The following is a 12,133-nucleotide window of genomic DNA, read 5'->3' as shown; positions in this document are numbered from 1 at the left end:
CCGCGGATGCCACGAGCGTCGCCTGCGCGGACAGATGGATCCCGGCTCAAGGCCGGGATGACGGTTCAGGAGGGGTAAGGACGACGCGGATCAGGCGCGCGAGCCGCCACCCTCAGCTCCCCATCCACCCGCCCTTGAACCCGGCCCGCTCCAGCCCGGCGCGCACGTACGGGTTGCGCTGCATCGTCTTCCAGATCAGCCCGCTGCGCCAATTCTCGATCATGCAGGCGATCGGCCCCTGGTCGATGCCGAGATAGTCGCTCGCCACCCAGCCGATGCCGGGCATCACCTTGCCGTGCTTGAGCGGGACGTTCGGCAGCGTCAGCGTCGGGTTGAAGCTGTCGAAGAAGCCGTACTGGCCGTAGATCGCGGTGCCGTAGCGCTGGTACATCTCGCGCGCGGCGGGCAGCACGATCTCGGGCGCGAAGGCGATCGAGCCGAGCGCCGCGGTCGGCGCGATCGTGCCGTCGTCACGGTCGCCCGGGCCGCGCGCCGAGTAGGAGAAGAACTCGCGGTTGCGCCCGTCGATCTCGCGGACGAAGTCACCCGGCCCGTCGCACGCGGTGAGGCCCCAGACGTTCTCGTCATAGCCGCGCCAGCCCGGCGGATTGTTGATGCAATAGCGCCGCTGCGCATAGGTCGCGCGCCGGCTGTTCTCGAAATAGTCGAGCCCGCGACGGATCGAATAAGCGTCGCGCACGCCGCGGAAGTCGAGCCACACCTGGCTATACTGGTGCCCGAACAGCGGCGGGAAAGCGGTGAAGGGATTGTCGTACTTCTCGTCCCACGACGGATCGAAGCGATCGGTCCATTCCGCCCAGGTGGTCGGCGGCAGCGCGTGCGTCGGCGAGCCGAGCGCGAGCACGTAGAGGATCAGGCTCTCGTTGTAGATGTTCCAGTCGGAGCCGATGAAGCCGCTCTCAGGATGCCAGCCCATCGCCACGAAGGGCGCGCGCGGCGTGATCCAGTCCCACTCGACCGCGCGGTAGATCTGGTCGGCGAGGTCGCGGATCTGCTTCTCGCGCGCGTCGGTGGGATCGTCGAACCAGGTCTGCGCGAACAGCACGCCGCCGAGCAGCAGCGCGGTGTCGATCGTCGATAGCTCGCAGCGCGCGAAGCGATGCCCCTTGGTGGTTCCGAGGAAGTGATAGAAGAAGCCCTTGTAGCCGCTGGTGTCGTCGCCCGGCCCCTGCGGCGCCTCGGCGAAGAAGCGCAGGGTGGTGAGCGTCCGCTCTGCTGCCGCCGGGCGCGTGATCCAGCCGCGCGTCACCGCGATCGGATAGGTGGTCAACGCGAAACCGACCGCCGCGATCGAGGCGAAGCTCGGGGTCGGCCAGCGATCGGGCGCGAGCCCCATCACCTGGTCGGTGGTGTTCCAGAAGAAGCTGACGGTGCGCTTCTGGATGTCGTCCATCAGCGGGTCGCTCGCCGACGCCGGCGTGGTGCCCAGCTCGGGCAGCACGCCGGGGAAGGCGAGCCGCGGGACGCGCGGCGCGGGCGCGGCGCACCCGCCCGCGAGCGCCGCGCCACCCAGCGCGACGGTGCGCAACATGTCACGTCGGTCGAGGATCATGCGTGCTGATCACCCCCGCGCGACCGTCGGTCGATGGCGGCGACGCTGCGGCGGTGCCCCGGCACGGACAGGACGACTGGATCCATCAGAAGCGATACCCCACACGGAACTGGATACGACGCGGCAGCGTGAGCAGCCGCTGCGCGTTCGCCGCATTGGGCGCCTCGAGCAGATCCGGCGGCGTCGCGCTGAGATTGAGCGCCTCGTCGAAACCAGCGAAGTTCTTGTTGTTGAAGGCGTTCAAAACGTCGACCGCGAATTCGAGATTGTCGTCCGGCCCGATCACGCGGAATTTCTTCGCCAGCGTCAGATTGACCTCGCAGAAGGCGAAGACACCCTTGATGCAGTTCTTCTCGGGATAGCCGGTACGAAACACGCGCTGGCCCGGCTGGGTACCATTGGTCTCGTCGGTGATATTGTACGCCTCGCCGCTGCCCAGCGTCGTGAGCGTCGAGAATTGGAAGCCGAGCGGCAGGTCGACGATGCCGGACAGGACGACGCGGTGGCGCTCGTCGCCGACAGTGGGTCGCCAGCCATAGCCGTCGGGTGTCACCGCATCGAGGCTGAACAGATCGCCGCCGTTCTTCTCGCCCTTGCCGAGGGTGTAGGCGATGTTGACGCCCCAGCCCGAGGCGCGCGTGTAATCCTTGTCGATCGTCAGGAAGAGCGCCTTGTAGCGCGTGTCGAGCCCGTCATAACCGATCAGCACCTGCTGATAACCCAGCGCGCGGACGTTGGTGAGCAGCGCATTGTCACAGCACGGCCCCGTCCCGCCATTCTGCCGCGTCGCGAACAGATAGGTATAGCCGTTGCGCCCGCGCTGATACGAACCGCTCAGCGACACGCGGAAATCGCCCACGCGCTGGCGCACGCCGAGCGAGACCTGGTCATTGACCGGCGGCTTCGTATTGTTCTTGGTGGCGAGCAACTCGGGAAGGCCGGTCTCGGGATTGGTCGAGATCAGCGACAACAGGCCGTCGCGCGTCAGGTAACGCGGATCCCACGCGGTGGTCGGCTGGCCGTTGCGCGGCGTGCCGTTGGGCGAGAAGCGGAACAGACCGACCGGGTTGATGGTGCGGCTGAGCTCGTCGACCGTGTTGTTGAAATTGTTGCGGTCATAATAACGTCCCGCGCCGCCGAAGATGACGGTCGACTGGTCGTTCTTGATGTCCCAGGAGAAGCCGACGCGCGGCGCGATCGCGCCCTTGAACGCGCGGCGATTGCTGCCGGTCGAGATATAATCCTCGGGATTGAAATAATCCGTCGCGGGCAGCGAGCGCAGCGCCGCGGCAGCGTTCGGGGGCGTGATGAAGCCGTTGTTCTTGGCGTTGCTCTCCACGTCCCAGCGCACGCCGAGGTTGAGCTCGAGCGTCTCGGTGATATCCCAATCGTCCTGGACATAGATGCCGAACTGGGTGTTCGAGCCGCGCACGCGTCCGTTGCCCAGACCCAGCCGCGCCTCGCTCGGGAAGGCGAAGGAGAGATCGTCGCTGGGATCGTCGGGCGTCCCGGCATTGTCACCCCGCGCGAACGTGTAGCGCGGCTGGAGATAGGCGTTGTTGATGAACTCGATGTCGGTCACCTCGACGCGCGCGCCGAACTTGAAGACATGGTTTTCCACCGCGGTGACGGTGAGATCGTCGCGCAGCGTGTAGCTGGTCTGGGTCTCCTTGCGGGTCGAATCCTTTCCGCCGAAAACGATCACGTTGCCGTAATCGAACGTCGGCAGGTCGGGGTTCAGCGACACCGGGTTGAACGTGTAATTTAGGTAATTGGCGTTAAACTCGTTGGTGAAGCCCTCACCCGCATGGGTCCATTTGTAGAGATAGGTGTCGACGCGATTACGCTTGTTCTCGGCATTCTCGTAGCTGACGTTGTCACCGAAGTTCTGGATATCGGTCTCGTCGCGCCGGCTGAACGAGAAGTCGAAGGTGTTCTGCGCGTCGGGGGTGAGGGTCAGCTTGCCGAAGTAGAAGTCGCTGCGGAACGGGCTGACGAACGCGCCCTCGAACTCCGACAGCCGGCGCCCCGAGAAGCGCTCGAACTCCTCGATCGCCGCGGCGCTGCCGGTCGACTGGACGTTGAAGGCGCGATCCTGGTCGTTGCCCTCATAGGCCGCGAAGAAGAACAATTTGTCCTTGATGATCGGGCCGCCGAGCGAGGCACCGTATTGCTTGCGTTCGAAATCGGGCTTGGCGCGGCCCTCGCGCCGGTCGATGTAGCTCTTCTCGGTCAGCGACTTGTCGGTATATTGGCCGAAGACCTCGCCGTGGAACTCGTTGGTGCCCGACTTGGTCACCGAGGTGATGATCGCGGAGCCGGCCTGCTCGTACTCGGCCTTGTAGTTCTGCGTCAGCACGCGGAATTCCTGCACCGCGAGCTGGCCGAACGGATTGCCCCGGCTGTTCTGCTGCCCGGCGACGCCGCCCTCGCGCAGCTTGTTCTTGAGCGAGACGCCATCGATGAAGACGTTGACCTGGCTGGCCGTCGCCGCGCCCGAGCGAAAGCCCTTGTCGGTCTCGCTGTCGTTATACTTCACGCCCGGCGCGAGCGCGGCGAAGCTCAGGAAGTTGCGATCGGTCTGCGGCAGCGTCCGGATCTGCTCCTGGCTGACGTTGGTGGCGATCTCGCTGGTGCGCGTCTCCGCCAGGCGCGTGCCGGTGACCACGATGTCACCGGGCGCGGCCTCGCCCGCGCCACCGGCGGTCACTTCCGCGCCGCTCGCGTCGGGCTGCTGACCGGGCGCGGCACTGGGCTGCGCCGGCGCGGCGGCGAGCACGATATCGACCGTCGCCGACTGGCCGATCGCGATCGTGACGACGCGCTCGAAGCGCGCCCCGTCCCCCCCGGTCGCGACGATGCGATACTGGCCCGGGCGCAGTCCGTTGACGACATAGCTGCCGTTCGCCGCGCTGGTGGCGCGATAGGCCTGGTTGGTGCCGGTGCTCGTGACGGTCACGCTCGCGCGCGCCACCGCGGCCCCGGCGCCGTCACGCACCTGGCCGCGCAGCGTCGCCGTGCTCGTCTGCGCCGCGGCGGGCGTCACCGCGACGGTGCCGCTCGCCAGCATGGTCGCTCCAGCGAGCGCCAGTCGGAAGGCCTGGTTCCTCATCATCTCTCTTCCCTGTTTGTTTCTCTTGTCGTGTCGCGCACCACCAGCCGCGGCGCGAGCGCCTCGGCGATGACAGCCTCATCCACAAACCCCTCACGCGCCCGCGCGATCCGTGTCGCCAGTCGACGCACCGCGAGCGCGCCCAGCGCGGCGATGTCGACGCGCATCGTCGTCAGCGCGGGCGTCACCAGCCGCGCCAGCGGGATGTCGTCGAAACCGGCGACCTGCACCTGATCGGGCACGCCGATCCCACCGCGGCGCAGCGCCACCAGCGCGCCGATCGCCATCTCGTCGTTGGCGGCGAACAAGGCGTCCGCGCGCACCGCCCCGCACGCGATCTGCTCGCCCGCGGCGGCCCCGCTCGCCTCGCCGAAATCACCCGCGATCTCGATCAGCGTCACCCCCGCCGCCGTGGCCGCGGCGCGCGCACCGGCGCGGCGTTCCTCCGCGTCGACGTTGCCCGCGGGGCCGGTCAGGTGCGCGATCACGCGCGCGCCGCCGGCGACGAGATGCGCCACCATCGCCGCTGCCCCGGCGGCATTGTCGATCCGCAGCGCCGCCGCGGCCTCCAGCTCGGGCGCACAATTGAGCAGCACCGCGGCGAGCCCACGCGGCAGATGCGCGCGCAGCTCCTCCGCACGCAGCTGCGGCGCCATCACCACCAGCCCGTCGACCTGCCCGCGCAGCGCCGCCACGGTGTCGAGCCCGCGCCCGTCCTGCAGCACGGTGAGCAGCAGCGCCAACCGCTGCGCCGCCGCCTCGCGATCCATGCCGCGCAGCAGCTCGGAGAAGAATTCGCCGTGCAGATCGGGCAGCACCACCCCGATCGCCGAGGTGCGCGCGAGGCTGAGGCTGCGCGCACCCGCGTGCGGCACATAGCCGAGCCGCGCCGCCGCCGCCTGGACGCGCGCGCGCAGCTCGGGCCGCACCCGCTCATGTCCATTGAGCGCGCGCGAGACCGAGGCGACCGACACCTCCGCCTCGCGGGCGACATCGCGGATCGTGGCGTGCGGCATCGGCCGGCGGAAACGTCCTCTCCTCGAAACGGCGCCGCGCCAGCGCATTGCCGTCGATGATGTAACCGTTTACACGTATCAGCGGAGACGATCAATCCTGCCGCGCACGACAGCGCATGAGGGGACGAGTCATGACCAAGGACGCATCACGCCCGTCGCGCCGGGCCTGGCTGATGGGGGCGGGCGCGACGCTGGCCTGGGCGGCGAGCCCCGCGCGCGCCTTGCTCGCCCAGGCCGCGGCGACGCCGCTCCCGCCCGCGTTCGAGGCGCTGATCGCGCGGATGACGGTGGAGGAGAAAGCGGGCCAGCTCACGCTGATGGCCGCGGCCTGGGCGGGCGGCGCGGCCGCCGCGCTCAACCCCGCCGGCGCCGGCGCCAGCTTCGACCAGCAGCTCGCCGAGGTGCGGCGCGGCCGCCTCACCGGGGTGTTCAACGGCAATGGCGCGGTGATGGCGCAGCGGATGCAGCGCGCCGCGGTGACCCGGTCGCGCCTCAAGATCCCGCTGCTGTTCGCCGCGGACATCATCCACGGCTTCCGCACCGTCTTCCCCGTCCCGCTCGCCGAGGCGGCGAGCTTCGACCCCGAGCTGGCGCGGCGCACCGCGCGTGCGGCGGGGGCGGAGGCGGCGGCGTCGGGCATCGACTGGACCTTCGCGCCGATGGTCGACATCGCGCGCGACGCGCGCTGGGGCCGCGGGGTCGAGGGCGCCGGCGAGGACGTGCTGCTAGGGCGGCTGATGGCGGCGGCGCGGGTGCGCGGCTTCCAGGGCGAGAACGGCCTCGCCGATCCGCGCGCGGTCGCCGCCTGCGCCAAGCATTTCGTCGCTTACGGCGCGGGCGAGGCCGGGCTCGATTACAACAGCGTCGACGTCTCCGAGCGGACGCTGCGCGAGATCTACTTCCCGCCGTTCGAGGCCGCGCTGGCGGCGGGCGCGCCCACCGTGATGGCGGCCTTCAACGAGCTGTCGGGCGTGCCCGCCACCGCCAACGACTGGCTGCTGACCGAAGTGTTGCGGCGGCAATGGGGCTTCGCGGGGCTGGTCGTGTCCGACTATACCGGCGACGAGGAACTGATCGCGCACGGCCTCGCCGCCGACGCGCGCGAGGCGACCAAGCTCGCCTTCCTCGCCGGCGTCGACATGTCGATGCAGAGCGGCTTCTACATCAAGCATCTGCCCGATCTGGTCGCGCGCGGCGAGGTGCCGGGCGAGCGGCTCGACGCCGCGGTGCGTCGCGTGCTGGCGCTCAAGGTGGCGCTCGGCCTCTTCGACGATCCCTTCCGCCGCATCGATCCCGCGCGCGAGCGTGCCGAGGTCCGCACCCCGGCGACGCTGGCGCTGGCGCGCGAGGCCGGGGCGCGCTCGATCGTGCTGCTCAAGAACGAGGGCGCGCTGCTGCCGCTGCCGCGGACGGGCCGGCGGATCGCGCTGATCGGACCGTTCGCGAGCGGCCGGCATGACCTGATCGGCCCGTGGAACGTCTATGGCAGCGATGCCGAGGCGGTCGACCTCGCCACCGCGGTGCGCGCCGCGGTGGCGGATGCGGCGCAGGTCAGCGTCACCCCGGGGGCGGCGATCCACGCGCCCTTGCCCGGCGGCATCGCCGCGGCGGTCGCGGCGGCGCGCGCGGCCGAGGTCGCGGTGCTCGCGATCGGCGAGGCGCAGGACATGTCGGGCGAGGCGCAGTCGCGCTCGGCGATCGACGTGCCCGAGCCGCAGCTCGCCTTGGCGCGCGCGGTGCTGGCGACGGGCACCCCGGTCGTGGTGCTGCTGCGCACCGGGCGCGCGCTGGCGCTCGACCCGGCATTGCTCGGCGCGCGCGCGATCGCGGTGACCTGGTTCCTCGGCTCGCAGGACGGGCCGGCGATCGCCGACATGCTGTTCGGCGCGGTCGCACCCTCCGCGCGTTTGCCCGTGTCCTTCCCGCGCGCGACGGGTCAGGTGCCCTATTATTACGCGCACAAGACCACCGGGCGCCCCAACCCGCCGGGGCCGCTCCAGCCGTTCAAGGCGCATTATCGCGAGTTCGCGCAGAGCGCGCTGTTCCCCTTCGGCCACGGCCTCACCTATGGCGAGATCGTCTATTCGGGGCTGTCGCTGAGCACGCAGCGGCTCGAGCCCGGTGGCACGCTGACGGTGCGCGCGACCGTGACCAACCGCGGGCGCCACGCCGCGGAGGAAGTGGTGCAGCTTTACGTCCATGACGTCGCCGCGAGCGTGACGCGCCCGGTGCGCGAGCTCAAGGCGTTCCGGCGCGTCGCGTTGGCGCCGGGCGCGCGCGAGACGGTGACCTTCACCTTGCGCCGCGACGACCTGCTGTTCGTCGGCCGCGACCTGACGCCGACGGTCGAGCCGGGCGCCTTCCGCCTGTGGGTCGCGCCCTCTGCCGAAGCGGAGGGCGTGAGCGGCAGCTTCAGCCTGGCCTAGCCGGTGATCCACCTGGTGTGAGCCAGCGGGGTGCTCCTGCTTCCGCAGGAGCACGGTTCAGCCGGAGTGGATCAGACCTGTAGCGCAGGTCGACGGCGCCCGCGCGGCGCGCCCGCCACGGCCGGCCTCGGGCGAGCGTCAGCGAAGGCGGCGCACCCGGATCGCCGGGCCGTCGCCGACATTCGCCAGATAGCTGCCGAGCGCGCCGCGCCGCACGCGCAGCCGGTCGCCCACCCGCGGCGAACGGCCGAGCTCGACCGGCGTCGCCTGCTGCCACACGCCATTGGCCTTGGTCGCGAACAGCCAGCGCCCGGCGAACAGCGTCGCCTCCACCAGTACGTCGTCGACGGGGCGGAACGCCTCCTCCTCCGAGCGCGCCGCCCGCTCGGCGCGGGTGTCGCGCGATCGCGGCGCGTCGCCGCGCGGGCGCGCCCGGTCGGCGACATCGCGCTGCTGGAGCGCGCGCGTCTCCCTGTCCAGGCACGCGAGCCGCGCCGCGTCGGCGGTCAGCGGCAGGCAGGCGAACAGCCCGCGCAGCTCGTCATCGTCCGCCGCGCGGGCCGGTGTGATCGCGAGGCCACACGTCACAAACACCGCCGCCGCCAGGATCTTCGCGTCCATCTTGCGAACTCCTCTGAAGAAACACTCGGTCGGTCCGGGATCGCACGGGAGACACACTGTTGCAACGCCGACACACAGCGCCATCGAAAATTACGTGAACATGAACGTCAGCTTACAATTGGAAGAATGGTCAGGCATTCCCGAGTCATGGCGGCCGGGCCAACGACCCCGGCCGCTCTGAGACGGCGCGGAAGGGATCCATGGGCCGCGCCGAACAGGGAGGCAGAATGTTGAACAACTTTAGCAAGATGGCTGGTCTGCGCGCGGGGGCCGCGACGCTGGTGCTCGGGGTCGCGTTGCTCGCGGCGCCGGCGATGGCACAGCAGCAGGAAGACACGCTCGGCGCACAGTCGAGCCAGGAGGAGCCCGACGGCCAGACCAACGAGGCCGCGGCCGCCGCGGGTCGCGGCACCCAGACCACCGAGTCGGGCGACGTGGTCGTGACCGGATCGCGCATCCAGTCGCCGACGATCACCTCGGTGTCGCCGGTGCAGGTGATCAGCGACGTCCAGATCGCGCAGTCGGGCGTGGCCAACGTCCAGGACCTGCTGCTCGAGAATCCGGTGTTCGGCGCGCCCACGTACAGCCGTACCAACACCGCCTTCCTCACCTCGGGCACGGGCGCGGCGACGATCGACCTGCGCAACCTCGGCACCGACCGCACGCTGGTGCTGATCAACGGCCGCCGCGTCGTCGCGGGCATCCCCAACTCGGCCACGGTCGACGTCAACGTGATCCCGGCGCAGTTCCTTCAGCGCGTCGACGTGCTGACGGGCGGCGCCTCCTCGCTCTACGGTTCGGACGCGGTCGCCGGCGTCGTCAACTTCATCTACAAGGACAATTTCGAGGGCATCGAGGCCAACGGCCAGTATAACATCACCCAGCGCGGTGATACGCCCGATTACCAGGCCAACGTCACCGTCGGCGGCAATTTCGCCGAGAACCGCGGCAACATCATGATGCACGTCGGCTACACCAGCCAGGGGCAACTGCTGTCGCGTCAGCGGTCGAACACGCAGGTCGATGACAGCGACGCCTTCTACGGCGGGGCCAGCGACGACCCGGCGGACTATGGCACGTCGATCTCCCCGACCTTCTCGGGCATCGCGCCGCAGGGCATCTTCACTACCGGCACCGGCGCCAATGCGTGCCAGTTCACCTTCAATCCCGCGACCAACGCGCTCGAGCGCGGGTTCAGTTCGAATGGCGCGGTGATCTCGGCCAACGCAGCGCGCGCCTGCGGCGTCCCCGCGGGCACCACGCTGCCGGCCCGTGGCTTCAACCGACAGAATTATCGCACGATCGCGGTGCCGGTGAAGCGCTACCTGTTCGCCGCGCGCACGCACTATGACATCAGCGACGCGGTGCGCTTCATCGGTGAGGCCACCTACGCCAAGACCACTTCCCGCCGCAACATCGAGCCGTTCGGCTTCTCCTCGGCGGGCAGCACCGGGGCCTATCCGGGCACCGGCGGCCAGGCGCCGATCGAGACGCGTGTTCCCGGTGCGACCGCGGGGACCTTCAACATCGTCCGCAACCCGTTCGTGCCCGACGCGATCTACAATGCGGCCACCGACACCAACGGTGACGGCCTGAAGGACATCGGCTTCTCGCGCCGCCTGCTCGAGTTCGGCAACCGTCGCAGCAGCACGTCGCGCGATTTCTACCGCTTCGTCGCAGGGCTCGAGGGCGACGTCCTGGGCGACAAGTTCCACTGGGACGTGACGTACAATTACGGCCGCACCACCGAGAACCAGAACGGCGACGGTCAGATCAACACGGTCAACTTCCGCAATGCCTTCGCCGCGGTGAGCGCGCAGAGCCTCGGCCTGCCCGGCACCGACCCGGTCTGCGCCGACGCCAACGCCCGCGCGCAGGGCTGCGTGCCGGTCAACATCTTCGGCCAGGGCACGATCTCGCAGCAGGCGCTCGCCTATCTCAACGCGCAGCAGACGTTCCAGACGAGCGTGTCCCAGCAGGTGGTCCAGGCCAACGTCTCGGGCTCGCTCTTCGACCTGCCCGCGGGGCCGCTCGGCGTCGCGCTGGGTGGCGAGTATCGCCGTGAGCGCAGCTCGTCGGACAATGACGCGCTGACCAACGCGGGCCTCAACGGCGGCAACGCGCTGCCCGATACGCGCGGCTCGTTCGACGTCAAGGAAGTGTACGGCGAGATCAACGTTCCGCTGCTGGCGGACACGCCCTTCTTCCATCAGCTGTCGGTGCGTGGCTCGGGCCGTATCTCGGACTATTCGACTGTCGGGACGGTCTATACCTACAGCGGTGGTGTGGAGTGGGCGCCGATCCAGGACATCCGCTTCGCGGGTACCTACTCGCGCGCGGTTCGCGCGCCGAACGTCGGCGAGTTGTTCGCCGGCCCGGCGCAGACCTTCCCCTCGGTGAACGACCCGTGCATCGGCGTCGGTGCGACGGGTGGCGGCACGCTGGGTGACACGTGCCGCGCGGCCCCGGGCGTGCTGGCGAACATCGCGGCCAACGGTGCGTTCGCGGTGACCTTGCTCGATCGCCAGGGTGTGAGCGGCTTCAACAGCGGCAACCCGAACCTGAACGAGGAGACGTCCGACTCCTATACCGGCAGCGTCACGATCAATCCGCGCTCAATCGACGTGCTGCGCAACACGGTGCTGCGCGTCGATTACTTCAACATCAAGATCAAGCAGGCGATCACGCCGCCGCCGCGTCAGTTCATCCTCGATCAATGCTACAATCAGGGGAACCCGCTTTACTGTCAGTTCATCGTGCGGCGTGCCACGGCCACGGCGGTCAACAGCGCCGGCACGCTGGAGTTCGTCAACGTGGGTGACGTCAACGCGGGTCGTCTGGCCACCTCGGGTCTCGACGTCACGCTGACCCAGCGGCTGCCGCTCGAAGGTGTGGGCATGGGCGGCGCGATCAACATGCGCGTGGCGTATACGCACGTCTTCAACGGCTATGTCGTCCCGCTGCCGGGGGCATCGCGTGACAATTTCGCGGGTGAGATCGGTGCCGCCAAGGATCGCTTCACCGCGAACCTCGGCTACACGGACGAGCGCGTGAACGTGAACTTCACCGGGACCTATCTCGGTCGGTCGAGCGAGGACGACCAGACGCTGGCAGGCTACGATCTGGAACCGGGCGCGATCACCGTCCCGGCGAAGTTCTACCTCGACGGTCAGATCTCGTTCAAGGCGTCGGACCAGTTCGAGCTCTACCTGGGTGCCGACAACCTGCTCGACACCAAGGCGCCGAACATCCTGTCGCTGTCGCCGTTCAACACGACGGGCACCGACACCGACGCGGGCGTCTACGACGTCTTCGGGCGGCGCTTCTACGCCGGCGCGCGCTTCCGCTTCTAAGCGGCGCGCAACGGCCAAACAGAGAGGGGCGG

6 protein-coding genes are annotated in these 12,133 nt (G+C 69.2%); 2 read left to right on the top strand and 4 right to left on the bottom strand.

Going from position 1 to position 12,133, the window contains the following annotated elements; all coding sequences use genetic code 11:
- Positions 1-112 precede the first annotated feature (112 nt).
- From EV292_RS01125 to EV292_RS01115, 3 genes are all read right to left on the bottom strand, one after another.
- Entirely contained in the window at positions 113-1,573 is a 1,461-nt protein-coding gene (locus EV292_RS01125; protein ID WP_132907361.1) for a glucoamylase family protein, read from the bottom strand.
- Between the two features lie 85 nt (positions 1,574-1,658).
- Positions 1,659-4,685 (bottom strand): TonB-dependent receptor, encoded by a 3,027-nt coding sequence (locus EV292_RS01120; protein WP_132907360.1) that lies wholly within the window; start codon positions 4,683-4,685, stop codon positions 1,659-1,661.
- A complete protein-coding gene (locus EV292_RS01115) occupies positions 4,685-5,701 on the bottom strand; it encodes a LacI family DNA-binding transcriptional regulator (RefSeq protein ID WP_132907359.1) in 1,017 nt (338 codons plus the stop codon). The genes EV292_RS01120 and EV292_RS01115 overlap by 1 nt, the downstream gene beginning before the upstream one ends.
- Positions 5,702-5,832: 131 nt before the next feature.
- Between EV292_RS01115 and EV292_RS01110 the strand changes: the two genes are divergently transcribed.
- A complete protein-coding gene (locus tag EV292_RS01110; protein WP_132907358.1) occupies positions 5,833-8,127 on the top strand; it encodes a glycoside hydrolase family 3 N-terminal domain-containing protein in 2,295 nt (764 codons plus the stop codon).
- 138 nt (positions 8,128-8,265) lie between these two features.
- Here EV292_RS01110 and EV292_RS01105 read toward each other — a convergent pair whose 3' ends face one another.
- Positions 8,266-8,748, bottom strand: a complete 483-nt coding sequence (locus EV292_RS01105) for a hypothetical protein (protein ID WP_132907357.1) — start codon at positions 8,746-8,748, stop codon at positions 8,266-8,268.
- 227 nt (positions 8,749-8,975) lie between these two features.
- On the opposite strand from EV292_RS01105, the gene EV292_RS01100 reads away from it, so the two are divergent.
- Complete coding sequence (locus EV292_RS01100) at positions 8,976-12,101, top strand: TonB-dependent receptor (protein WP_243693540.1); 3,126 nt, start codon at positions 8,976-8,978, stop codon at positions 12,099-12,101.
- The last annotated feature ends 32 nt before the right edge of the window (positions 12,102-12,133 follow it).

Source organism: Sphingomonas sp. BK235 (assembly GCF_004345855.1).
Taxonomy (GTDB): Bacteria; Pseudomonadota; Alphaproteobacteria; order Sphingomonadales; family Sphingomonadaceae; genus Sphingomonas.
The sequence above is the reverse complement of the archived record's forward strand: the minus strand, read 5'-3'. Positions and strand labels throughout refer to the sequence as shown.

Bases quoted from the DNA above. Each gene is read 5' to 3' on its own strand.
- EV292_RS01125 (WP_132907361.1), bottom strand. From the start codon at position 1,573: ATGATCCTCGACCGACGTGACATGTTGCGCACCGTCGCGCTGGGTGGC.
- EV292_RS01120 (WP_132907360.1), bottom strand. From the start codon at position 4,685: ATGAGGAACCAGGCCTTCCGACTGGCGCTCGCTGGAGCGACCATGCTG.
- EV292_RS01115 (WP_132907359.1), bottom strand. From the start codon at position 5,701: ATGCCGCACGCCACGATCCGCGATGTCGCCCGCGAGGCGGAGGTGTCG.
- EV292_RS01110 (WP_132907358.1), top strand. From the start codon at position 5,833: ATGACCAAGGACGCATCACGCCCGTCGCGCCGGGCCTGGCTGATGGGG.
- EV292_RS01105 (WP_132907357.1), bottom strand. From the start codon at position 8,748: ATGGACGCGAAGATCCTGGCGGCGGCGGTGTTTGTGACGTGTGGCCTC.
- EV292_RS01100 (WP_243693540.1), top strand. From the start codon at position 8,976: ATGTTGAACAACTTTAGCAAGATGGCTGGTCTGCGCGCGGGGGCCGCG.